The sequence below is a fragment of the Chitinilyticum piscinae genome (genome assembly GCF_015223195.1).
Taxonomy (GTDB): Bacteria; Pseudomonadota; Gammaproteobacteria; order Burkholderiales; family Chitinibacteraceae; genus Chitinilyticum; species Chitinilyticum piscinae.
The window spans coordinates 82,044-106,671 of sequence record NZ_JADFUA010000006.1 but is presented as its reverse complement, the minus strand read 5'-3'; the positions used below and the strand labels follow the sequence as shown (position 1 = coordinate 106,671).

At 61.5% G+C, this 24,628-nt stretch carries 20 protein-coding genes; 17 read left to right on the top strand and 3 right to left on the bottom strand.

The window, feature by feature from the left end; translation table 11 throughout:
- Positions 1-62 precede the first annotated feature (62 nt).
- The 12 genes from flhA to rpmG all read left to right on the top strand — a co-directional run bounded on the left by flhA (position 63) and on the right by rpmG (position 12,631).
- Positions 63-2,090, top strand: a complete 2,028-nt coding sequence (gene flhA / locus INR99_RS11460) for a flagellar biosynthesis protein FlhA (RefSeq protein WP_194116593.1) — start codon at positions 63-65, stop codon at positions 2,088-2,090.
- 124 nt (positions 2,091-2,214) lie between these two features.
- Positions 2,215-3,723, top strand: coding sequence for a flagellar biosynthesis GTPase FlhF (flhF, locus tag INR99_RS11455; protein ID WP_194116477.1), 1,509 nt, complete (start codon positions 2,215-2,217; stop codon positions 3,721-3,723).
- The gene (locus tag INR99_RS11450; RefSeq protein ID WP_194116476.1) at positions 3,716-4,621 is read left to right on the top strand and encodes a MinD/ParA family ATP-binding protein; all 906 of its coding nucleotides are present in this window, start codon (positions 3,716-3,718) and stop codon (positions 4,619-4,621) included. The genes flhF and INR99_RS11450 overlap by 8 nt, the downstream gene beginning before the upstream one ends.
- On the top strand, positions 4,618-5,709 hold the full coding sequence (locus INR99_RS11445; protein ID WP_194116475.1) for an ABC transporter permease: 1,092 nt from the start codon (positions 4,618-4,620) through the stop codon (positions 5,707-5,709). Before INR99_RS11450 ends, INR99_RS11445 begins: the two co-directional genes overlap by 4 nt.
- Positions 5,710-6,453 carry an ABC transporter ATP-binding protein gene (locus INR99_RS11440; RefSeq protein ID WP_194116474.1) on the top strand — a complete coding sequence of 248 codons (744 nt, stop codon included), beginning with the start codon at positions 5,710-5,712 and terminating at the stop codon, positions 6,451-6,453. It begins immediately after the preceding gene.
- 5 nt (positions 6,454-6,458) lie between these two features.
- Positions 6,459-7,490 carry an MlaD family protein gene (locus tag INR99_RS11435; RefSeq protein WP_194116473.1) on the top strand — a complete coding sequence of 344 codons (1,032 nt, stop codon included), beginning with the start codon at positions 6,459-6,461 and terminating at the stop codon, positions 7,488-7,490.
- Entirely contained in the window at positions 7,487-8,080 is a 594-nt protein-coding gene (locus tag INR99_RS11430) for an ABC-type transport auxiliary lipoprotein family protein (protein ID WP_194116472.1), read from the top strand. The genes INR99_RS11435 and INR99_RS11430 overlap by 4 nt, the downstream gene beginning before the upstream one ends.
- 50 nt (positions 8,081-8,130) lie before the next feature.
- Positions 8,131-8,874, top strand: a complete 744-nt coding sequence (locus tag INR99_RS11425) for an RNA polymerase sigma factor FliA (RefSeq protein ID WP_194116471.1) — start codon at positions 8,131-8,133, stop codon at positions 8,872-8,874.
- Positions 8,875-8,886: 12 nt separating this feature from the next.
- Positions 8,887-9,630, top strand: coding sequence for a flagellar motor protein (locus INR99_RS11420; protein ID WP_194116470.1), 744 nt, complete (start codon positions 8,887-8,889; stop codon positions 9,628-9,630).
- 130 nt (positions 9,631-9,760) lie between these two features.
- Positions 9,761-12,109: a DNA translocase FtsK gene (locus INR99_RS11415; protein ID WP_194116469.1), complete on the top strand. Its 2,349-nt coding sequence runs from the start codon at positions 9,761-9,763 to the stop codon at positions 12,107-12,109.
- A 117-nt stretch (positions 12,110-12,226) separates the two neighbouring features.
- Positions 12,227-12,460: a 50S ribosomal protein L28 gene (gene rpmB, locus INR99_RS11410; protein ID WP_194116468.1), complete on the top strand. Its 234-nt coding sequence runs from the start codon at positions 12,227-12,229 to the stop codon at positions 12,458-12,460.
- A 15-nt stretch (positions 12,461-12,475) separates the two neighbouring features.
- Positions 12,476-12,631, top strand: a complete 156-nt coding sequence (gene rpmG / locus INR99_RS11405; protein ID WP_028453358.1) for a 50S ribosomal protein L33 — start codon at positions 12,476-12,478, stop codon at positions 12,629-12,631.
- A gap of 127 nt (positions 12,632-12,758) precedes the next feature.
- Here rpmG and INR99_RS11400 read toward each other — a convergent pair whose 3' ends face one another.
- Positions 12,759-13,664 carry a LysR family transcriptional regulator gene (locus INR99_RS11400; RefSeq protein ID WP_228098259.1) on the bottom strand — a complete coding sequence of 302 codons (906 nt, stop codon included), beginning with the start codon at positions 13,662-13,664 and terminating at the stop codon, positions 12,759-12,761.
- Between the two features lie 218 nt (positions 13,665-13,882).
- On the opposite strand from INR99_RS11400, the gene INR99_RS11395 reads away from it, so the two are divergent.
- The 4 genes from INR99_RS11395 to INR99_RS11380 all read left to right on the top strand — a co-directional run bounded on the left by INR99_RS11395 (position 13,883) and on the right by INR99_RS11380 (position 18,524).
- Positions 13,883-14,194, top strand: coding sequence for a DUF485 domain-containing protein (locus INR99_RS11395; protein WP_194116467.1), 312 nt, complete (start codon positions 13,883-13,885; stop codon positions 14,192-14,194).
- Entirely contained in the window at positions 14,191-15,999 is a 1,809-nt protein-coding gene (locus tag INR99_RS11390; protein ID WP_194116466.1) for a cation acetate symporter, read from the top strand. Before INR99_RS11395 ends, INR99_RS11390 begins: the two co-directional genes overlap by 4 nt.
- Before the next feature lie 90 nt (positions 16,000-16,089).
- On the top strand, positions 16,090-17,901 hold the full coding sequence (locus INR99_RS11385) for a putative nucleotidyltransferase substrate binding domain-containing protein (protein ID WP_194116465.1): 1,812 nt from the start codon (positions 16,090-16,092) through the stop codon (positions 17,899-17,901).
- Positions 17,901-18,524: a 3'-5' exonuclease gene (locus tag INR99_RS11380; RefSeq protein ID WP_194116464.1), complete on the top strand. Its 624-nt coding sequence runs from the start codon at positions 17,901-17,903 to the stop codon at positions 18,522-18,524. The genes INR99_RS11385 and INR99_RS11380 overlap by 1 nt, the downstream gene beginning before the upstream one ends.
- A 59-nt stretch (positions 18,525-18,583) precedes the next feature.
- Here the strand turns inward: INR99_RS11380 and INR99_RS11375 are convergent, their stop codons facing one another.
- Both INR99_RS11375 and INR99_RS11370 read right to left on the bottom strand, forming a co-directional pair.
- The gene (locus INR99_RS11375) at positions 18,584-22,387 is read right to left on the bottom strand and encodes a response regulator (protein ID WP_194116463.1); all 3,804 of its coding nucleotides are present in this window, start codon (positions 22,385-22,387) and stop codon (positions 18,584-18,586) included.
- Positions 22,388-22,525, bottom strand: coding sequence for a hypothetical protein (locus INR99_RS11370; RefSeq protein ID WP_194116462.1), 138 nt, complete (start codon positions 22,523-22,525; stop codon positions 22,388-22,390).
- A gap of 100 nt (positions 22,526-22,625) precedes the next feature.
- On the opposite strand from INR99_RS11370, the gene acs reads away from it, so the two are divergent.
- Positions 22,626-24,593 carry an acetate--CoA ligase gene (gene acs / locus INR99_RS11365; protein WP_194116461.1) on the top strand — a complete coding sequence of 656 codons (1,968 nt, stop codon included), beginning with the start codon at positions 22,626-22,628 and terminating at the stop codon, positions 24,591-24,593.
- Positions 24,594-24,628 lie beyond the last annotated feature (35 nt).

The following is a 24,628-nucleotide window of genomic DNA, read 5'->3' as shown; positions in this document are numbered from 1 at the left end:
CCTGACGCAACGAAGTGGGAAAATTCAATCTGAGCCGGCTTGCCGGCCCTGTCCTGATCCTGATGGTGCTCGGCATGATGGTGTTGCCGCTGCCGCCGCTCGTGCTGGATTTCTTCTTCACATTCAATATCGCCCTGTCGATCATCGTACTGATGGTCAGTCTGTACACCCGCCAGCCACTCGAGTTTTCCAGCTTTCCCACGGTCCTGCTGGTAACAACCCTCCTGCGGCTTTCACTGAATGTCGCGTCGACCAAGCTGGTCCTCACCGAGGGGCATACCGGGCCGGATGCCGCCGGCAAGGTGATCGAGGCCTTCGGGCACGTTCTGATTGGTGACAACATCACGGTCGGCATCATTGCCTTTGTGATCCTCACCATCATCAACTTCATGGTCATTACCAAGGGTGCAGGCCGGATTGCCGAAGTCAGCGCCCGTTTCACCCTGGATGCGATGCCCGGCAAGCAGATGGCCATCGATGCCGACCTCAACGCCGGACTGATCGGGGAAGAAGAAGCCCGCCGCCGCCGCTCCGAAATCGCTCAGGAATCCGACTTTTTCGGCTCCATGGACGGTGCCTCCAAGTTCGTGCGCGGCGATGCCATCGCCGGCATCCTTATCATGGTCATCAACCTGGTTGGCGGCCTCATCATCGGAATGATGCAGCACGACCTTGGCTTTGCCGAGGCCGGGAAGACTTATTCGATGCTGACCATCGGCGATGGTCTGGTTGCCCAGATCCCGGGCCTCATCATCTCGGTCGCCGCCGGTATTGTCGTCTCGCGCGTGGGCACCGAACAGGACATGTCCGAACAGATTCTCGGCCAGATGTTCGCGCGCCCGCAGGTGCTCTACATCACTGCGGCCGTGCTCGGCATCATGGGCCTGATCCCCGGCATGCCGCATGTAGCCTTCCTGATGATGGCCGCGATTGCGGCCGGACTGGCCTGGTGGCAAGAGCAGCGCGCTCAACAAGCTGCCGCGGAAGCGGCATCACCCGCTGCCGGTGCCGCCGGCGGCCAAGCCGGCGCCCCCGCCGAAGCCCCACCTTTGCAGGAAGTCAGCTGGGCCGACGTGCAACCGGTCGATCTGCTGGGCCTCGAGGTCGGCTATCGACTCATTCCGCTGGTCGACCGCAACCAGGATGGTGAACTGCTGCGCCGCATCCGCGGCATCCGCAAGAAACTGGCACAGGATCTCGGATTCCTGATGCCCGCCGTGCACATCCGCGACAATCTCGAACTCAAACCCAACCAGTACCGCATCCAGCTCAAGGGCGTTGATATCGGATTGGGCGAGGCTTACACCGGCCAGTGGCTGGCCATCAATCCGGGCAATGCGGCTGGCAAGCTCAACGGCACACAGACCAAGGATCCGACCTTCGGATTGCCAGCTACCTGGATCGACAGCAGCCTGCGCGATCAGGCCCAGGCAATGGGATACACGGTCGTTGACGCTTCCACCGTTGTCGGCACGCACATTTCCAACATCCTGCAGAACCATGCCGCCGAACTGCTCGGGCGTGAAGAGGTGCAGGCACTGCTGGATCACTTCGGCAAGGAATCCCCCAAGCTGGTCGAAGACCTGGTTCCCAAAATCGTCCCGCTGGGAACACTGCAAAAAGTGCTGCAAAACCTGCTGGAAGAAGGCCTGCACATCCGCGATCTGCGCACGATCCTGGAAACACTGGGCGAGCACACGTCCCGCACCCAGGATGTCGACGAACTGACCGCCGTAGTGCGGGTCGCACTGGGTCGCGCCATCGTGCATCAACTATTCCCGGGCGAGGAAGAACTGCAAGTCGTCGCACTGGAGCCGCAACTGGAAAACATCCTGCTCTCGGCCACCTCCGGGCGCAGCCAGGGTGGACTGGAACCCGGGCTCGCCGAACGCCTGCTGCAGCATGCCGCCAGTGTCAGCGAGCAGGTGGAAAGCCAGGGGCTCAACCCGGTATTGATCACGCCAGCGCAGTTGCGACCGATGCTCAGCCGCTTCCTGCGCCGCTCGGTACCCTCGCTACGCGTGATTGCACACACGGAAATTCCGGACAGCAAAACCATCCGCATCATCGCCCTGCTTGGCGCAGCCTAAGCGTTTGAGCAACATTCAATGCTAATATCGCCCCCTCCCCTGTCACCGGACTGGATCGGCGTGGCAGAATTGCGACATCTTTGCACACAGGCTGGGCAACCCGTTTTCACGGCATGACATAAGCATGGTGGTTAAAAAATTCTTCGGTGCCAGTACGCGCGACGCGCTGCGCCAGGTTCGCGACGAACTTGGCCCGGATGCGCTCATCCTGTCCAACCGGCAGGTGGCGGGTGGCGGCATCGAAATCATGGCGGTGGCCGATGCCGACGTCGCGGCGCTGACCAGCGTGCAGACCGTGAGCGCCCCGCCCAAGCCAGCCACGCGGGCGGCACAGAATGGTGCACGCCTGATGCAGAGCGCCCAGGCTGAAGCGCCGATGGCTAAAGCCCTGGCCCGCTCCTATGCGATCGCTGACGAAGACAATGAGCCGACACTGGCCGACCTGCCTCCGGCTGAAGCGCCCTCCGTACTGCGCAGCAACCGCAGCCAGCCGGTAATTCGTCCTGCGGAATTTCCCGCTTACGACAGCCCAGCGCCGGCACCTCGTCCACGACCGGTTGTCCGTCCCGCAGAGCCTGCACGGACAGAAGAAATACACCCACCCAGGTTTACCTTCGAAGAACCTGAAAATAAAAGCCCTCAAGCGCATACCCCCAGTGTTAGCCCCGAAGCGGTGAACGACATCGCCCGCGAAGTGCGCCTGCTGCGTGGCCTGCTGGAAAGCCAGCTGGCCGGCATGGCCTGGGGTGAACTGGCCAAGCATGCCCCGGAAAAACTGGAAGTCCTGCGCCAACTGCTGGGCTCGGGGTTTTGTCCGGCGCTGTCCCGCCAGCTGATCGACAAGCTGCCCGCCGGCCAGACCATCGAACAGAGTCTGAAATGGGTCAAGGCGGCACTGGCGCACAATCTCATGAGTGTCGGCGCGCACGATGATCTGGTGCAACGCGGCGGCATTTACGCTCTGATTGGCCCAACCGGCGTGGGCAAGACCACCACTGTGGCCAAACTGGCCGCTCGCTGCGCGCTGACCCACGGCCCTCAGTCGGTAGCACTGCTCACAACCGACAGCTACCGGATCGGCGCGCACGACCAGCTGCGCATTTACGGCCGCATCCTCAGTGTCCCGGTGCACGAAATCAAGGATGAAACCGATCTGCATCTGACACTGGGCGAGCTGTCCGACCGCCATCTGGTGCTGATCGATACCGTCGGCATGGGGCAGCGTGACCAGCGCATCAGCGAACAGCTGGCTCTGTTCAACCAGGATAATGTCGGCACATTACTGCTGCTGTCGGCCAATGCCCAGTCCGCCACCTTGGACGACGTTGCCCGTCGCTACCGCAACCGCCAGCTGGTCGGCTGCATCCTGACCAAGCTTGACGAGACGATGAATCTCGGCGGCTGCCTGGATGTCGCTATCCGCCACAAGCTGCCGCTGCACTTTGTCACCAACGGCCAGCGTGTCCCGGAAGATCTGCATCGCCCGAATACCGATTACCTGATCGACCGGGCATTCCGCACCCAGCAGGACAGCAGCATCTTCCAGCTGCAAAATGACGAATACCCGCTCTACATGGGCACCCAGGAAACCCCCACCGATTTCGCGCTGAAGTGGGGTGCTGGCCATGGCTAGACGGCCGGTTGACCAGGCTACCGGACTGCGCCAGCTGGTTCCCTCGTCACCGATCCGCAGCGTCAGCATTACCGGGAGCCTCGGCTCGGCCGGGGCCACCACGACCGCGATCAATCTGGCCGCCGCCCTCGCCGAGCGGCATCGTGAAGTACTGGTGCTCGACGAATTCTCTGGCAGCAACACGATCAGCCAGCGCTTGCGCCTTCCGGAACGTTTCCAGCTCGAGCACGTCCTGCAGCGCCAGATCGAACTTTGCTCGCTGCTGCAGATCACCGCCGAAGGCTTTGCCCTGCTGCCGTTTGCCGCAGCACCCGCGGCACTGGCCTGCCTGAACGACATCGAGCAGCGCTGGCTGGCCAGCGAATTCGAGCAGCTCAGCAGCTTTGCCGATTTCATCCTGCTCGACACGCGCCCTTCGACCACGCCAGGCGTTGCCAGCCTGTCGATTGCCGCAGACGATGTCGTGATCGTCCTGAACAACCGCGCCGATTCACTGACCGACAGCTACGCCAGCATCAAACTGCTGGCCACCGAACACGGCCGGCGCGACTTTCGCATTCTGGTCAATCGCGTCAGCTCGCTGGCCGAAGCCACAGCCTTATTCCAGCGCCTGAAGCAGGTGGCCCTGCAATTCCTTGACGAAACGCTTACCCTGCGACTAATCGGCTACGTCCCCGAGGATGACGCCATAGCTCAGGCCAGCCGGATGGGCTGCAGCGTACTGGCCGCCTTTCCAGAAAGCGAGGCCAGCGTTGCCTTCAGGCAACTGGCAGACAGCATGCTGCGCTGGGCAGCCCCCTTGCAGCCGGCCAGTTCGCCTGCCGGCTTCATCCATCACCTGGTCGAATCGTGCCGCCGGCGCTTTGACCGTTACGACGAGGCGCAGCAGCATCCATGACTTCCGCGGCCACGCCCTCCCTCGTACTGCAGCACACCGGCAGCGACTGGGCGCTGCAGGGTCGCCTGCAGCTTGGCGAACTCGACAGTGTCTGGCAGCAGGCCAGACAGACCCTCCAGCCCGGCGACGTACTGGAATTGGCCGGACTGAGCCACTGCGATGGTGCCGGGGCTGCACTGCTCTTCGAACTGCAGCACCGGGGCATCATTCTGCGCGGACTCGCTCCCGACTTCAGCCGCCTGCTGGCGGCCTTGCAACCGGAGCGGGCATTGCCAGCCAGCCCTGCCCCGCAGTGCCTGAATCCGATCAGCGAACTGGGCCGCTTGGTTGCCGGCAATCTGGACAATTGGCGCACCCGAATTGCCTTTGTCGGCGCACTGCTGTTGTCGCTGCGCAATTGCGCCCCGCAGGCTCGCACCCTGCGCCTGCGCGAAATCGTGCGTCTGTGCAACGATGCAGGCCTGAATGCGCTCCCCATCATGACGCTGATTTCGCTACTGCTGGGCATCATCCTCGCCTTCCAGTCGGCGCTGCCGATGCGCCAGTTCGGCGCGGAGGTCTTTGTGGCCAATCTGCTCGGGCTGTCGCTGATCCGTGAACTCAGCCCGCTGATGATGGCCATCGTGCTGGCCGGCCGCACCGGTGCGGCGTATACGGCCGAACTGGGCACCATGAAGGTGAACGAGGAAATCAATGCGCTACTGACCTTCGGCATCGACCCGCTGCGTTTTCTGGTTCTGCCCAGGCTCATTGCGGTCACGCTGATGGCGCCCTTGCTCACCGTCTTTGCCGAGCTGATCGGCCTGACCGGAGGCGCACTGGTCATGAAAGGCTTCGGAATTCCGTTCAGCACCTATTTCAGCCAGATTGCCGGTGCGGTCGACCTGGGCGACTTCGCCAGCGGGATGATCAAGGCCAGCGTCTACGGCATGGAAATCGCCGGCATTGGCTGCCTGTTCGGGCTGATGACCGGCAATGGCGCCAGCGCGGTCGGTCACTCGACAACCCGTGCGGTGGTCAGCATGCTGGTCACCCTGGTGGTGACCGACGGGCTGTTTGCTTTCGTCTATTACCAAATGGGGTGGTAAATGACGATTATCGAGGTTCGCGATCTGGTCTGCCGCTACGGGACACGCACCATTCTGGACGGGGTCAGCTTCGACATCCACCAGGGGGATGTGGTCACCATTCTCGGCGGATCCGGCTGTGGGAAATCCACCCTGCTGAAGCACCTGATCGGTCTTATCGAGCCTGCATCAGGGAGTATACACATCGGAGGCGACGAATTTGTTGGCGCCCAAAGCGATACTCGACAGCGTATCTTGCGCCGTATCGGCGTGATGTATCAGTCAGGGGCCCTGTTCGGCTCGATGAGTGTGCTGGATAACGTCCGGCTGCCGCTGGACACCTTCTCCGGCTTAAGCCCCGATGCCATCGAACTGATCGCCCGCCTGAAGCTGCGTCTGGTGGGACTGGAAGATTTCGCGGATCTCTACCCGGCAGAACTTTCCGGTGGCATGCAAAAGCGTGCGGCCATTGCCCGCGCGATGGCTCTGGAGCCGCAGATCCTGTTTCTGGACGAACCCTCAGCCGGGCTCGATCCGGTCACCTCGGCCGGACTGGACGCCCTGATCCGCAGACTGGCAGAGAGCCAGGGCATGACTTTTGTGGTTGTAACCCACGAGCTGGCCAGCATCCAGAACATCGCCGATTACGCGATTATGCTGGACAGGTCGGTGCAAGGTATCATTGCCACTGGCACCCCGGCCGAACTGGCCGGCCACCCCGACCCGATCGTAAGCGGCTTTTTCCTGCGCAAGGCCGAAGATTAGGACTCATGGATCAGTCTAACCATTTCAAACTGGGACTTTTCGTACTGGCCGCCCTGCTGGCACTGGGGGCACTGGTGCTGGTCATCGGCGGCAAGCAGCTGGGCAGCAATGCGGTACTGCTGGAAAGCTACTTCGATGAATCGGTACAGGGCATCGACATCGGCTCGAAGGTGAAATACCGCGGGGTTGTGGTGGGCGAAGTCACCAGTCTGGGCTTCAGCAACGAGCGCTACCAGCAAGCACTACCTCTGCAACAACGCCGCCAGTACGTCATGGTCCAGGCCAAAGTCAACAACCCGCTGTTCGGCACAGACGATGCCGCGCGTGCGCGCCTGCAAGCTGAAATTGGCCGTGGACTGCGTGTCAAGCTCACGCCGCAGGGACTGACCGGCACAGCCTATCTTGAAATCGATTACCTCGAGCCCGCCGGCAATCCGCCACTACCGCTGGACTGGCAGCCAGAGCAGCTCTACATCCCCTCGGCACGCAGCACCGTGCAGCAGATCGTCGGCGGCGCCCAAGATCTGCTTGGCCGCGTCAACCGCCTGCCGCTGGAGCAGACCGTCCAGAACCTGAACACACTGCTGCTGACCGCCAACCGCAAGCTGGAGCAGATGCCGCTGGAAAGCGTGAGCAAGCGGGCAGATCATATTCTTGCCGAGCTGGAAGGCATCCCGACACGGCAGATTGCCAGCGATGCGGCCGCCGCCCTGGCCGATCTGCGCAGCAGCAGTGCCAGCCTGCGCAGCATGCTGGCCGACCCGGCCCTCGCGGCGGCTCCGGCAGACGTGGCAGCAGCAGCCAGCAAGGCACGCCAGCTGCTGGAAAATCCCGAGCTGGAAGCGTCCATCCGCAAACTGAACCGGAACCTGGGACGGATTGACGCTGCGCTGGGCGGCCACGAACAGGATCTCGCCGGCACACTTGGCAACCTGCGCGAAACCAGCGACCAGCTCAAGGCGCTGGTCCAGCAACTCAACCAGTATCCGGGCAGCCTGCTGGCCGACCCGCCTCCTGCATACCGGCCACCACAATGAAGCTCATCCGCACGATCCTGCTCGTTCTGGGCGTCAGCCTGCTTGCCGCCTGCTCGCTCCGCCCGCCCGCCCCTGCACTCCAGGGCTATCTGCTGCAGGCTGCCCGGCCTGCCGCCCCGGCAAGCACCGGCGAGGCCCTCGGCATACGGGCTGCCGCCGCAGTCCAGCCCTTCGGTGAGCGGCAACTGGTTTATCGCGAAAGCGGCCAGCGCTTTGTGCAGGACTTCTATCATGTCTACCTGAGCCCGCCGGCTGAAAACGTGAGCACGCAGGCGAGGCACTGGCTAAGCCTGGCCGGTTTCGCCGCGCCCGCAGACCCCGGCGCCAGCAACCTGCTGGAATTGCGCATTGACGCGCTCTACATCGATGTGCGACAACCCAAGTCCCCTGCCGCAGTGATTGACATGAACGCCCGCCTGCTCGGCCCGGAAGGTGATAGCGGCCGCAAGCTGCTGCAGCAATGGCAACTTGGCAGCCGACAGCCACTCGCCAGTTCCGATGCCGACAGCGGAATGCAGGGGCTCGATCAGGCGCTGGCAGATACCCTGCAACAGCTGGAAGCAGCACTCGCCAAGCAGCCTGCAAACTAGGCTACACTGCCTAGACAGGCTCTCACTGTCCGGAACAACCGATATCCAGCATGGCTCATAAAGCCTTAGCCCTTTACCGCAGCACCCAGCTCACCAGTGAAGAAGAACGGGTGCGCCAGCACACGCCCCTGGTGCGCCGCATTGCCTATCACATGATCAGCAAACTGCCCGCCAGTGTCGACGTCGATGACCTGATCCAGGTCGGCATGATGGGCTTGATGGAAGCAGCGCGCAATTTCGATCCGGATGCGGGCGTGCAGTTCGAAACCTATGCCTCGCAGCGCATTCGCGGGGCGATGCTCGATGAGCTGCGCAGCGCCGACTGGCTGCCGCGCCAGGCGCGAAAGAACATGCGCGACATCGAAGCTGCCCTGCACAAGCTCGAACACAGCCTGGGGCGAGCCCCCAGCGAAGGCGAAATCGCACAGGCCATGGGCATTGCACTGAGCGACTACCAGAACATGCTGCAGGAGGCGCGCGGTCACCAGCTGGTGCACTATGAGGACCTTGGCGAAGACGAGGATAACGACCAGCTAGACCAGTTTGCGGCCGACCTCGGCGGCAACCCACTGGAACTGCTCAGTGACCTGCGCTTTCGCGAGCACCTGATCGAAGCCATCAAGCGCCTGCCCGAACGTGAACAGCTCTTGATGGCACTGTATTACGACGAAGAACTCAACCTGAAGGAAATCGGAGCCGTACTGGGCGTAACCGAATCCCGCGTCTGCCAGCTGCACAGCCAGGCCGTTGCCCGCCTGCGCACGCACCTGAAAGACTGGATTGCTTCACGCTAGCGGCGCGCCATCATGGACAAGATCAGCATTACCGGCATCATTCTGGGCCTCTCAGCCATCCTGCTCGGGCAATTTCTGGAAGGCGGCAGCATTTCGTCACTGATTCAGGTGACGGCGTTTCTGATCGTCATCGGCGGCACCGTCGGCGCCGTCATGCTGCAGACCCGCCCTCGCCATTTTCTGGCGGGCCTGCAAATGCTCAAGTGGATCTTCATCCCGCCCAAGCATGATTTCCAACGCCTACTGACCGTGCTGATCAACTGGGGTCAGCAAGCACGCCGTGGCGGCCTGCTCGCACTCGAGGCCTACATCAAGGGGGAAAAAGACCCTTACGTCCGACGTGCACTGCAGATGGTCGTCGATGGCGCCGAGCCCGACAGCATCCGCAAGGCACTGGAACTGGAAGTCGACGCCTTCGACCTGCAAGCCCGCACCAGTGCCCGCATCTGGGAGTCGGCTGGCGGCTATTCGCCGACCTTCGGCATTCTGGGTGCCGTCATGGGCCTGATTCATGTCATGGAGAATCTTTCGGACCCCTCCAAGCTCGGCGCCGGCATTGCGGTGGCCTTCGTCGCAACGATCTATGGCGTCGGTGTTGCCAACCTGCTGTTCCTGCCCATTGCCAACAAGCTGAAAGTCATCATCCAGCGCGAAGTCTCCTACCGCGAGATGCTCATGGATGGCATGGTCAGCATCGCCAATGGCGAGAATCCGCGGCTACTGGAGAACCGCCTCGCCGGTTACCTGCAGCATTGAGCGGGGTATTGGCTGCCAGATCTTTAATGATCGAGGCCACACTTACATACCCTCCTCTAATCGGTTTTTCATTCCACACCTGGCCATGCCGGTATAATCACCGCGTCACCGAGACCACGCGCCCGTAGCAATGGCCCTTTTCCGCAAGAAAAACGTCGCGAATGCCTCCACCCGGGCCGCCCTGCCGCCGCAGCTGGCCAATTTGCTGCGCGAGTCATGGTGGCTGCTGCTGGTTGCAGCCGTGGTCTACCTCTGCATCGTCCTGTTCAGCTACCACCCAGCCGACCCCGGCTGGTCACACAGTGCCACCAGCCCGGGAATCCGCAATCGCGGCGGCAGCGCCGGCGCATGGATTGCCGACGTACTGCTCTCACTGTTCGGCATGTCGGCCTGGTGGTGGATTCCCTTCTGTTTCGCCGCCATCTGGTGGGGCTACCGGCGCATCGACCGCGTCGCCGACTCTCCGCGCCCGGTGGTACTGTTTGCCTGTACCGGCTTTGCCCTGATCCTGCTGTTCAGCGCCAGCCTTGAAGCCCTGCGTTTCTACACCCTCACTCCGCCACTGCCCCAGTCTGCCGGAGGCATGATCGGTTACTGGATTGGCAGTATCCTGCTGCACCAGCTGGGTTTCAGTGGTGCAACACTGGCCTGCATGGTCGGGCTGGGTATCGGCATATCCTTGTTCACCGGACTATCCTGGCTACGGGTGATGGAAGTACTCGGCACCGGCATCGAATTCGTGACACTCTGGTTGATCCGCAGCACGCAGGCGATGCGCGACCGCCAGATCGGCAAGGCGGCCGCCCGCCAGCGCACCCGGCAAGTAACACAGGAAAAGAAAAAGCAGGATGAAAAGCCGCCACTCGTGATCCAGGAACCACAACTGGAAATCCCGGTCGCCAAAGCCGTCGTCAAGGCAGAAGAAAAGCGCCAAGCTGAAGCAAAAAAGCAGGCACAGCAACCAATGCTCTTTGATGACCTGCCACTGGGTAGCAGTCCCGACCTGCCCTCGCTCAAGCTGTTGGCCCCAGCACCGGCGGCGCAGGAATCGGTCAGCAAGGAGACCATCGAATTCACCTCGCAACTGATTGAGCGCAAGCTTGCCGACTTCAACGTCGAGGTCAAGGTGATCGCAGCCTACCCGGGTCCGGTCATTACCCGCTACGAAATCGAACCGGCCGTCGGGGTCAAAGGCAGCCAGATCGTCAACCTGATGAAGGATCTGGCGCGCGCACTGGGGCTGGTGTCGATCCGCGTGGTGGAAACCATCCCCGGCAAGACCTGCATGGGGCTGGAATTGCCCAATCCGACCCGGCAGATGATCCGCCTCTCGGAGATCTTTTCCTCGGAGGCCTTCGCCGGTTCGCACTCCAAGCTCACCCTGGCGCTCGGCAAGGACATCACCGGCAAGCCCATCGTCACCGATCTGGCCAAGGCGCCACACCTCTTGGTCGCCGGCACCACCGGCTCGGGCAAGTCGGTCGGCGTGAACGCGATGATCCTGTCGATGCTCTATAAGGCGACGCCGGACGAAGTGCGCTTCATCATGATCGACCCGAAGATGCTGGAGCTGTCCATCTACGACAACATCCCGCACCTGCTGGCGCCGGTCGTCACCGACATGAAACTGGCGGCCAATGCGCTGAACTGGTGCGTGGCGGAGATGGAAAAGCGCTACCGGCTGATGAGCCATCTCGGCGTGCGCAATCTGGCCGGCTACAACGCCAAGATCAAGGACGCCGAAAAGCTGGGCCAGAAGCTCACCAACCCGTTCACGCTGACGCCGGATAATCCCGAACCGCTGGAACACCTACCCTTCATCGTGGTGGTGGTCGACGAGTTCGCCGACCTGATGATGGTGGCTGGCAAGAAGATCGAGGAACTGATCGCGCGGCTGGCACAAAAGGCGCGCGCGGCCGGCATCCACCTGATCCTCGCCACCCAGCGGCCGTCGGTGGACGTGATCACCGGGCTGATCAAGGCCAATATTCCGACACGGATTGCCTTTCAGGTGTCATCCAAGGTCGACAGCCGCACGATTTTGGACCAGATGGGCGCGGAAGCCCTACTCGGCCAGGGCGACATGCTCTACCTGCCGCCGGGAACCGGCTACCCGCAGCGCGTGCACGGCGCCTTTGTGGCCGATGATGAGGTGCATCATGTGGTCGAATACCTGAAGCAGTTCGGTGAACCGGATTACGTCGATGGCATCCTCAATGGCGGCTTTGATGCCGAGGCCGCCGGCGGCAGCAGCGCGAGTGGCGGCGGCGAAGGCGGTGACGAAAGCGACCCGCTGTATGACGAAGCCGTAGGCTTCGTGCTGAAAAGCCGCCGGGCATCGATCTCCAGCGTGCAGCGGCAGCTACGGATCGGCTACAACCGTGCCGCGCGCCTGATCGAGCAGATGGAAGCCGCGGGGCTCGTCAGCCCGATGGAGAGCAATGGCAACCGCACGGTGCTGGTGCCACCGCAGGAATAAGTGCTGCAGCGCAATTTGCACACTTGCCACAGCAATCCGCAATTCAGGCTTGCCGCATGCCGGCGGAACATGGTATAAATGCCGTCTTTTCCAGTTTCAGAATCTCAGGAAAGCAACATGGCACGAGTATGCAAAGTCACCGGCAAGCGCCCGATGACCGGGAATAACGTTTCCCACGCCAACAACAAGACCAAGCGTCGTTTCCTCCCGAACCTGCAATCACGCCGTTTCTGGGTTGAAAGCGAAAACCGCTGGGTACGTCTGCGCGTATCCAACGCTGCACTGCGCACCATCGACAAGGTGGGTATCGATGCCGTTCTGGCAGATCTGCGCGCCCGTGGCGAACTGTAATCGAGGTAAATAACCATGCGTGACAAGATCAAGCTCGAATCCACCGCAGGTACTGGTCATTTCTACACCACGACCAAGAACAAGCGTACCATGCCGGAAAAGATGGAAATCAAGAAGTTCGATCCCGTTGCCCGCAAGCACGTGATCTACAAGGAAACCAAGCTGAAGTAATTCAGCCACCGGTGACCATACTCGAAGACCCCGCCTCGGCGGGGTTTTTCTTTGCACCAGAGCAGCAATACATCATAACCCATAGGCACAAGGGCCATTTACATGAAGGGCTAGCGGAACATACCCGTCAAGGCAAATCCCACACCTGCCGCAAGGCTCCCTTCAACATTCCAATGAGCGCATCATCCTCGCGCTCGGCCGAGTAAATGAACTGCAGTGGCGCCCGGATTGCCACCTCACCACCCCGCCACAGCATAATCGAACCATCGGCGGCATAGCGCTTTGCGGTGCGCTCGGCCAGAACAGCCACCCCAAGGCCCGCCTTGATCAGCTCGAGCAAGGTCGATTCCTCGTCGAATTCACCCACTTTCTGCGGAGCAATATTGCGGCTGCGACACAATTCCTGGGTGATGTCGGCCAGACTACTGAACTGCGACACCCCAAGCCAAGGGGCCTTGCCCAGCTCCTTCCAGTCGGCATTCGCCAGCTCACCCGCCAACTGTGGCGGCAGCGCCACGCAGAAACCGATTTCGGTCAGCGGCAAGGTATTGACGTTCTGATAGGGATTGCGCCCCAGATAAAAGCCCGCATCGAGTGTTTTCTTGCGCACCTCGTTGAGGATGCTCACCGAGACCCCGTGCGTCGTTTCAATACTGAGCAAGGGATGACGCTGGCGCAGGCGTGCCAGCCAGGGGCCAATCTTCAGCCGCGCGGGCACACCGATGGTGCCGATGCGCACCTTGCCGCGCGGCTCTCCCTGTAGTGACTTGGCCTTGTGCAACAGCTTGCGGGACAAGCCGAGAATATTCTCGGCCTCGGGCAAGAGCAATTTGCCGGCCTCGGTCAGCTGCACGCCACCAGGATAGCGCTCGAACAGCGGCATACCGAATTCTTCCTCCAGTGCCTTGATCTGCGCGGTTACGGCTGGCTGAGAAAGATGTAGAAGTTCCGCCGCCTGGGTCAGGTGCCCCTGCTGAGCGACGGTTACGAAGGTGCGAAGCTGGTAGATTTCCATCCGGAAATCATAAGTCATCGCGGTTTTTTTGTCTCGCCATACCGCCTGTCGTGTAGTCGGAAAAATCGCGCTACGCCATATGCAGTAAGGCCTGAGCAATTCGGCATAAGGTCAGCTGATTTTGCGCATCAGAATTTGCAATTAGCCTCCGTAACAAAACCTCTCATAGAGTAAGCATCGGTAGTTTCATGGGCCGGCACTGGCCCATCCCGATAACGAGGAGAAGGAGAGCACGCATGGATGAAGCACTCATCGAGCGCATTCAGCAGAATCCGAAGTTCAAGGAGCTGGTCCACAAGAAGGGAGGTTTCTCCTGGATGCTGGCCATCGTCATGCTGGTGATTTACTACGGATTCATTCTGGTCATTGCATTTTCGCCCAAGACGCTGGGCACCCCCCTTTCCGAAGGCAGCATCACCACGGTCGGCATTCCGGTAGGCCTGCTGGTCATCATCTCCGCCTTTGTCGTCACCGGCATCTATGTCCGTCGCGCCAACAGCGAATTCGATCGTCTGACCCAGGAAGTTGTCGAGGAGGCCAAGCAATGACCAAGCAGTTGAAACAACTCGGCGCAGCCGCGTTTCTGGCCCTGGCCAGCAGCGGCAGCCGGGCGGCCGGCGCCATCGATGGTGCCGTCGCCAAGCGTGACCTGAACTGGCACGCCATCATCATGTTCTTCGTGTTCGTCGCCTTTACCCTGGGGATTACCTACTGGGCAGCACGCCGCACCCGTTCGGCCAAGGACTTCTACGCAGCCGGCGGCGGCATTACCGGCTTTCAGAATGGTCTGGCGATTGCCGGCGACTACATGTCGGCCGCCTCTTTCCTCGGCATTTCCGCCATGGTGTTCGACAAGGGCTACGACGGCCTGATCTACTCGATCGGCTTTCTGGTCGGCTGGCCGGTAATCACCTTCCTGGTCGCCGAACGCCTGCGCAACCTTGGCAAGTACACCTTTGCCGACGTGGCTTCCTACCGTCTCTCGCAGACACCGGTACGCACCTTTGCCGCAACCGGCACTCTGGTTGTGGTCGCGCTGTACCTGATCGCCCAGATGGTCGGCGCCGGCAAGCTGATCCAGTTGCTGTTCGGCATGGACTACATGTACGCGGTCATCATGGTCGGCATCCTGATGGTGATGTACGTGATGTTCGGCGGCATGCTGGCCACCACCTGGGTACAGATCATCAAGGCCGTACTGCTGCTCTCGGGCGCGACCTTCATGGCCTTCATGGTGCTCAAGCACAGCGGCTTCAGCTTCGAAAACATGTTCAGCCAGGCTGTCGCAGTAAAGCAGGCTGCTGCTGCTGCCGCCGCGCAAAAAGCCGCTGTAGCGGCGGAAGTGGCGGCCTCCGCCGTGGCCAGCAAGGCGCCGAATGCCTCGGCGGCCGTTGCCAGCGCCGAAGCAGCCTCCAAGGCTGCCGTGGCTGCTGCCAAGGTGAACATCATGGCGCCGGGCGGTCTGGTATCCAACCCGATCGATGCCATCTCGCTGGGTCTGGCGCTGATGTTCGGTACCGCCGGCCTGCCGCACATCCTGATGCGCTTCTTCACCGTGAAGGATGCCCGCGAAGCACGCAAATCGGTGTTCTTTGCCACCGGTTTCATCGGCTACTTCTACATTCTGACCTTCATCATCGGCTTTGGCGCCATCACGCTGGTAGCCACCAACCCCGAGTTCAAGGCGGCGGCTGGCGGGCTGATCGGTGGGTCGAACATGGCAGCGGTGCACCTGTCCAAGGCGGTGGGCGGCGACTTTTTCCTCGGCTTCATCTCTGCCGTGGCGTTTGCGACCATTCTGGCCGTGGTGGCAGGTCTAACCCTGTCCGGCGCGTCCGCCGTATCGCATGACCTGTACGCCAGCGTCATCAAGAAGGGCAAGGCCAACGAAGCCGACGAAATCCGCGTCTCGAAGATGACCACCATGGGGCTGGGTGTCGTTGCCATCCTGCTGGGCATCCTGTTCGAGAAGCAGAACATCGCCTTCATGGTGGGTCTGGCCTTCTCGATCGCCGCCTCGGCCAACTTCCCGGTGTTGTTCCTGTCGATGTTCTGGAAGGGACTGACGACCCGCGGCGCAGTCATCGGTGGCAGCATCGGCCTGATTTCTGCCGTGGTGCTGATCATTCTTGGCCCGGCCGTCTGGGAAGTAACGCTCGGCCATCCGAAGGGCAGCGCGCCGTTTGCCTACAGCAACCCGGCCATCTTCTCGATGACCCTGGCGTTCTTCTTCACCTGGCTCGTTTCCATCCTGGACAACAGCCAGCAAGCCCAGGAAGAGCGCGCCAGATTCCTGCCGCAATTCATCCGTTCGATGACCGGCATCGGCGCCGAGGGTGCCTCCAAGCACTAAGCGCATCGTCCCGACAACAACGCCCTGCCCTGCAGGGCGTTGTTGTTTCCAAGGCCATGCCGCAGACCTACACTGTCAACCGGAGGAGCCATGACCAGCGCATTCCCGTTCCAGCACGCCCCTTTCGATACGCTGAGCAGCCAAGAACAGCAGACGGTCGCCAGCAGCCTCGACATCCTGTATTTCCCGGCGCAGCACCGCATCCTGCAGCCGGGAGATGCGGTCGATCAGCTGTATGTAGTGATGAAGGGACGCGTCGAAGAAACAGGCGGGCCGAACGGAACCGTCCATTACAGCGAGCAGGAGGTGTTCGACAGCCGCGCACTGGTCAATGGCACAGCAGGTATGCTGCTGCATGCAGCGGAAGACACCATCGTCTGGCAAATACCCCGTGATGTAATCCTCGATCTCACGCGCAGCAACCCGCGTTTCGCCGCCTTCTTCTACGACGATGTCGCGCGCAAGCTGGCCGAGCTGGCGCACCAGCCCTACCGCCAGGAGGCCGAGGACCTGATGCTCACCCGCATCAGCGACATCGCCTATCGTCCGCCATCCCGGCTAGACTGCAATGCCACCGTAATGAGCGCCGCCCGCGCCATGCAGGCCGGCCACGTCACATCGGTACTGGTCGAAGGGGAAAAGGGTTGCGGCATCTTTACCCAGAGCGACCTGCGCAACTTCATCATCGCCGGACTGGATCCGAATACCGAGCCGGTGGAATGGCATGCCAGCTACCGCCTCCATACCATCGAGGAAAGTGATTACCTGCATCAGGCCATGCTGCTGATGGTTCGCCACACCATCCAGCGCCTGATCGTGACGCGTCGGGGCGAAATCTGCGGGATACTCGAGCAGGTCGATCTGCTCTCTAGCCTGGCCAACAACCCGCACAGTGTCGGCGGGCAAATCGAACGCGCCGGCAGCATCAGCGATCTGCACAGCGCGGCGGCCGCCATGCAGCCACTGACAGCCCGGCTGTTTGCCAGCGGAATGAAGGTCACCCTGATCGCCGAACTGATGAGCGAGCTGCGCCAGAAACTGCTGGAACGGCTATTTACGCTGCTGGCACCAGCGGAACTGCTGCCGCACGTTTGCCTGCTGGTACTGGGCTCGGAAGGCCGCGGCGAACAGATCCTGCGCACCGATCAGGACAACGCCCTGATCATCGAAGATGGCTATCAGCATCCGCAACTCGGCGAGATCTGTCAGCGCTTTACCGCCGAACTCCTCCGCATGGGTTACCCGCCCTGCCCAGGCGGGATCATGCTGAGTACCCGCGAATGGTGCGGCAGCGTCAGCGAATTCCGCAGCCGGATCAAGCAATGGACCGGTGCGCCGGATGCCCGCCAGCTGATGGCGCTGGCAATCTGGACGGATGCCCGCCCCATCTGCGGCAATCCCGCCCTTCATGCCGGGCTGGATGACTATCTGCGACGCTGGCTGGATGGCAATCCGGCCTTTCTGGCGCATTTCGCTTGGCCCGTCGAGCAATTCGAACCGCCATTGACGCTGTTTTCCCGCCTGGTCACCGAGGCTGGCGATAACCGGCAGCAGCTGGATCTGAAAAAAGGCGGCATTTTCCCGATCGTGCACGGCATCCGCAGCCTGGCACTGGAGCATGGCGTGCGGGCCTGCAACACCTATGAGCGCCTGCAGCAACTGCACGACATTCCCACCCTGCCCCGCGAACTGGCACGGGACCTGGCCGAAGCGCTGGCCTTCCTGCAAGGCTTGCAGCTAAAAACCGGACTGGTGCAACTGCGCGCCGGCCAGCAACCGGACAACCTCATCGATCCACGGGATCTGACCACCCTGGAGCGCGATCTGCTCAAGGACTCGCTCGGCGTCGTCAAGCGATTCCGCCAACTGCTCCGCCACCATTACCGTCTGGGGGCACTGTAATGCGTCGCTGGTGGCAGCAAGCCCTTCTGCAGCTGCAGCGCCGGCGCCTGCGTGACCCGGCCTATGCCTATCTGTTTGCACCGCCACCAGCGCAGGAATGGGTCAGCATCGATTGCGAAACCACCAGTCTTGACCCGGGTAGCGCCGAAATTCTCAGCATTGCCGCGGTCCGCATCAGCGGCAACTGCATTTCGCTCTCCGAACGCCTGGAGCTGCTGGTCCAACCCGAAGGGGCAATCACGCCGGCCAGTATTCCGATTCACGGCCTGCGCGCTCAGGATGTCGCCGCCGGCCTCCCCGTGCGCGAGGCCCTGGCCCGGTTGCTGGCCTTTATCGGATCACGCCCGCTGGTCGGCTACTACCTGGAATTCGATCTGGCCGTGATCGACCGGCAGCTCCGGCCCTGGTTGGGCATTGGCCTGCCCAACCCGCGCATCGATGTATCCGGACTGTATTACGACCGGATGGTGACGGCTTATCACCCCGACGTGGATCTGAGCCTCGATGCCATTTTGCACACCCTGCAACTGCCGGATCTTCCCCGGCACGATCCGCTCAATGACGCAATTCTGGCGGCACTGATCTTTCTGAAGCTGCACTCCCAAATACCCGAACCCCTATAAACAGCAAAACCTTGATTATAAATACCCTCAAGGCAATACCCAGAGATCACTGACTGGTGCTACTTCACCGAGGCGGCGAGCCAGTGGCGCAGCTTGTCTTCGAGCTGGGCCGGCTGGATCGGCTTGGCCAGATAGTCATTCATGCCGGCCGCCAGGCAGAGCTGCCGGTCTTCCGGCGTGGCATTCGCGGTCAGCGCAACAATCGGCACCAGTGGCCAGCGCACCCCGGTATCCGGATCGCGGATGCGGCGCGTCGCTTCGACCCCATCCATTTCCGGCATCTGCATGTCCATGAACACCAGATCATAATCCCCATCGATCAGCGCCTGCACTGCGGCCACCCCGTGCTCGACAGCCCTGACCTGACAGCCCAGCTTTTCCAGCAAACGGGTCGCCACAGTCCGGTTCACCGCATTATCTTCGGCCAGGAGGATCTGCGGCTGGACACGGGCACCATCGAGGTCATGCCGCGTCAGGAAATGTGCTGCGGGTGGTCGGCGCCGCAATAGCGCCAGCGCGGCCTGCCAGGCCTCCTCCTGCAGGGGCTTGGCCAGAAAGCCGGAAAAACCGGCCTGCCTGGCCTTGAGCGCATCACCCCGGGCACCGACTGCCGTCAGCAGAATCATCATCGGCGCCCCCAGCTCGGGCAGACCGGTAATCTGCCGCCCCAGTTCAACGCCGTCCATCCCTGGCATGTAAAGATCGATCAGCACCAGCCGGAACGGTTCTTGCTGCTGAACCGCATGTCGCAGCAGATGCAGCGCCTCGACCCCATTGGCCGCCAGCACGGGGAGCGCGCCCCACTGCCGCAATTGCTGCTCGAGGTATTCGCGCTGGGACGGGCTATCATCCACCACCAGCACCCGCTCGTGCGGCGCCCGCTCAGTCACCAGCGCCGGCTGAGCCCCGGGCTTCGCCCGCCCCAGCCGCACCCGGAATGCAAAGACCGAACCCAGTCCCGGAGTGCTTTCGACCTGAATACTGCCGCCCATCAGTTCCACCAGCTGCTTGCTGATGGCCAGCCCCAGACCAGTTCCTCCGAAACGACGGGTTGTCGAGGCATCGACCTGGCTGAAACTCTGGAACAAGCGCCCCAGCTTGTCCGCCGGTATGCCCGGCCCGGTATCGCGCACCGAAAAGTGCAGCTCGTAGCCTGCCTCATCGGCGGCCAGCAGGCGCGCCTCGACCGTCACCCCGCCCTGCTCGGTAAATTTGATGGCATTGCCAATCAGATTGATCAGCACCTGACGCAGTCGGCCGGGGTCGCCGCGCACCCATTCCGGCAGATCGCTGGCCTGCGAGCAGCGCAAAAAGATGCCCTTTTCTTTCGGCCGCAACGCCATGATCGCGGCGACACCATCCAGTAGCCCCCCGAGATCGAAGTCAACGTCCTCAAGCTCCATATGACCGGCTTCGACCTTGGAAAAGTCGAGAATATCGTTGATGACCCCAAGCAGCACATCGCCGCTATAGCGGATGGTTTCAGCATATTCGCGCTGCTGGGGGTTAAGGTCGGTATCCAGCAGCAACGCGGTCATCCCCAGCACCCCGTTCATCGGGGTGCGGATTTCATGGCTCATATTGGCCAGGAACTGGCTCTTGGCCTTGCTGGCGGCTTCGGCCTGCTGCTTGGCTGCCCGCAGCTCATCCTCGGCGAGCCTGCGCGCAGTGATGTCTTCGTGCGTGCCGGACATGCGCCACGGCCCGCCTTCGGGCAGCCATTCGGTCACCCGGCCGCGGTCATGCACCCAGACCCAGTGCCCGTCTCTGTGCCGCATGCGGCATTCGATGTCGTAATACGGCAACTCGCCGGCAAAATGCCGCTGGAGTTGCCCCTCGGATTGAGCCAGATCATCGGGATGCGCCAGCCGCAGCCAGGTATTGATATCCAGCGGCTCAAGTTCAGCCAGGGTATATCCGACAATCTCGGCCCAGCGCGCATTCAGCAGCACGTCCCCCGTGGTGATGTCCCACTCCCAGGTGCCGACATTGGTGGCCTCAATAATGTCCGCCAGCCGCTCACGCTCGCTCGCCAAGGCCATTTCGGCCTGCTTGCGAGCCGATATATCGGTTTCGATCGCGATGAAGTGACTGATTGCTCCCGTCTCATCGCGCACAGGCTCAATATCCAGCGCGATCCAGTAATCCTGGCCGCACTTGTGATAATTGACGATCTCGACACTACAGCGCTCGCCATGATTGAGATGCTGGCTGATCTCGGCAACGGTCAGCAGATCTGTCATCGGCCCTTGCAGAATGTGTCCGGGTTTGCGCCCGCGCACTTCCTCCAGCGAATAGCCGGTGAGCCGGACAAATCCCTCATTCACCCATTCGACCCGCCCCTCAGCATCACTGATTACCACGGCATTCGAGGTGCGGCTGGCCACCAGCGACAGCATGCGGGCCTCGGCTTCGCTGGCCAGCAGACGCGCCTCGGCCGCCTTGCGGGCACTGACATCCGAGATGTAGCCATGCCAGAGCACATCGCCATCAGCCGTACGCTCTGGCGTCGCCGTGCCCTCGACCCAGATCAGCCCCCGCTCGGGATGATTCACCCGGTACTCGGCATGCCAGGTGCTCAGCTGCTCGACCGAAACATTGACCGAAGCGATCACCGCCGGCAGATCGTCAGGATGCAGCACAGACCACACCGAACTGGCATCCTCGACCACCTCGGAAGCCGCAACGCCATAAATCTCACGAATGCCTTCACTGGCATAGGGAAAACAACTGCGGCCATCGGCGTACAGGCGGAACTGGTAGATCATGCCGGGGAGTTGGGCACCGATTTTCTGCAGGCGCAACAGCAGCTCCTGCTGATTCAGTGCCTGCTGCCTGCGCTCCAGCACACTGGCCACCCAGCTGGTCATCAGCCGGACAAATTCGATATCAACGGCGTCGAAGGGTACGGCGCGGCTTAGCGGCGAGGAGAAATTCAGCGTACCAAAACGCTGACCGGCCACCAGCAAGGGGGCCCCCACATAGCATTCCAGACCGAATTCCGTATAACAGGGATGCTGCGCATATTCGGAGTTACCCATCTGGGTAATGGCAACAACATCATTAGCGACAAGGGTTAGCGAGCAATAGGTCTTGCCCAGATCGAACTCCATGCCATCCTGCAACTGATGCTCACGCGAGTATTGCACCAGAATACGGTAACGCTCGTCTCGTATTTGGCTGATGATGGCATACGGCAGATCAAAATACTCGCAACCCAGCGCCAGCGCCTGCCGCAGCAGATCAAGCTCATCCGCTGCCGATAGCGCCGCGATATGGCTGAGCGCACGCAGCGCGCGCTGCTGGCGCTGCTGGTGCGCTTCAAGCTCGCGTTGCTGCAATTGCCGTTGCCGCACCAGCAACAACTGCCCGATGCTCTGCAACAGCGGCTGCAGCTCACCTTCCAGGGCGTCAGGATAACCACCGGGGCGATTGGCCAGCCCGATCATCGCCAGCAGCTCGCCTTCACAGTAGATGGGCAGACCGATAAAGGCATGCATGGCCGGATGCCCTTCGGGCAAGCCACCACGACGCGGGTCATGCTGCGGATCATTACTGATAACAGTTTTGCCGCTGCGGATCACCGCACCGAACAGCGTATCCAGATTGCGGAACTCCAGCCCCGCGGGAGCATGCTGATCGTAAAAATCACGCGTCGCCTGATCCCAGGCGATATTGGTAATGGCATGCGTGCGCAGATAAGGTTGCCCCGCCTCCCGACGAATTTCGCCGATGAAGCCGTACTCGCTGCGGCTCAGCTGCAGCAGGTCATCCAGTGCGGCAGCAAATACTGCAGCGTCATCGCCGCCACGAACAAACCCTGCCTGTACCCGGACAATCGCCTGAATCAGCTCGCTATGCATTCACCCTCCAATGGTGCGACCATCATCTTCCGGGCCGCTACAGAAACAATAGCCGCTTTCGATGCAGCCAGCCAAAATCATCACAACCAAAACAATTTTCCATTTCAGATCAGCACCTTGCAGCACAATCAGCAGCACTTATTCGGCGCATCAGAAAAGACAATTGGATTTCATCCCCCCCAAACCATACAGTTCGGTCACGATTATTTCCTTACTGTTTGGGCAAGAAGGAGCACACATGGGCACCATCGATTCCGTTCTGAAAGAAAACCGTCTGTTCCCGCCGACCGATGACTTCCGCGTGAAGGCCAATGTGTCCGGCATGGATGGCTACAACGCCCTGTGCGACAAGGCCAATGCCGATTACGCCGGCTTCTGGGGCGAACTGGCCCGCGAGCTGGTGAGCTGGAAAACCCCGTTCACCAAAGTACTGAACGAAGACAACGCCCCCTTCTTCAAATGGTTCGAAGACGGCGTACTGAACGTTTCCTACAACTGCCTGGACCGTCACCTCGACGCCCGCGGCGACAAGACCGCGATCATTTTCGAAGCCGACGACGGTGCCGTCACCAACGTCACCTACCGCGATCTGTACACCCGCGTCTGCCAGTTTGCCAACGGTCTGAAGAGCCTGGGCGTGCAGAAGGGTGACCGCGTGGTCATCTACATGCCGCACGGCGTCGAAGCCGTAACCGCCATGCAGGCCTGCGCCCGTATCGGCGCGATTCACTCGGTTGTTTTCGGAGGCTTCTCGGCCGGCGCACTGCGTGACCGCATCCAGGATGCGGCCGCCAAGGTCGTGATCACCGCCAACGAAACTGTTCGTGGCGGCAAAACCACCCCGCTGAAGGCCATCACCGATGAAGCCATGAGCCTGGGCGGCTGCGACTCCGTGCAGAAGATCGTGGTCTTCCAGCGCACCCAGAACGCACCGGAAAAATGGGATGCACTGAACATCTGGTGGCATGACCTGATCCAGGGCCAGGCCAGCGAATGCGAACCGGAATGGATGAGCGCCGAAGATCCGCTGTTCATTCTCTATACCTCCGGCTCCACCGGCAAACCCAAGGGCATCCAGCATTCCACCGGCGGCTACTTCCTCGGCACGCAAGTGACCATGAAGTGGGTGTTCGACTACAAGGAAAACGACGTTTACTGGTGCACGGCCGATGTGGGCTGGATTACCGGCCACAGCTACATCGCCTACGGCCCGCTGGGCATCGGCGCGACCCAGGTGGTCTTCGAAGGCGTACCGACCTATCCGGATGCCTCGCGCTTCTGGTCGATGATCGAAAAGCACAAGGTCACCACCTTCTACACCGCACCAACCGCAATCCGCTCGCTGATCAAGCTGGGTGGCGATCTGCCGAAGAAGCACGACCTCTCCAGCCTGCGCCTGCTGGGCACCGTGGGCGAGCCGATCAACCCGGAAGCCTGGATGTGGTACTACGAAGTGGTTGGCGGCTCGCGCTGCCCGATCGTCGACACCTGGTGGCAAACCGAAACCGGCGCCAACATGATCGCTCCGCTACCGGGCGCAGCCCCGACCAAGCCGGGTTCGTGCACCCTGCCGCTGCCGGGCATCATGGCCGACATCGTTGATGAGTCCGGTGCACCGGTCGAAGCCGGCAAGGGTGGCTTCCTGGTGATCAGCAAGCCGTGGCCGTCGATGGTTCGCACCATCTGGGGCGATCCGGACCGCTTCAAGAAGACCTACTTCCCGGAAGACTACAACGGCAAGCTGTATCTGGCCGGCGACTCCGCGCATCGCGACGAGAACGGCTACATCTGGATCATGGGCCGCATCGACGACGTACTGAATGTTTCCGGTCACCGCCTGGGCACCATGGAAATCGAATCGGCACTGGTCGCCAACCCGCTGGTGGCCGAAGCGGCCGTCGTCGGCAAGCCGCATGACATCAAGGGCGAATCGGTCGTGGCCTACGTGGTACTGAAAAATGCCCGTCCGGAAGGCGACGACGCCAAGCGCATCGCCAAGGAACTGCGCGAGTGGGTTGCCCACGAAATCGGCAAGATCGCCCAGCCGGATGAAATCCGCTTCGGTGACAACCTGCCGAAGACCCGCTCGGGCAAGATCATGCGCCGCCTGCTGCGCGATATCGCCAAGGGCGCGGAAATCACCGCTGATACGTCGACCCTGGAAAACCCGGCGATTCTGGACCAGCTGCGCCAGAGCGCCATCTAAGACCCTCCGACACGAGTACTTACTGCTTTCACGGC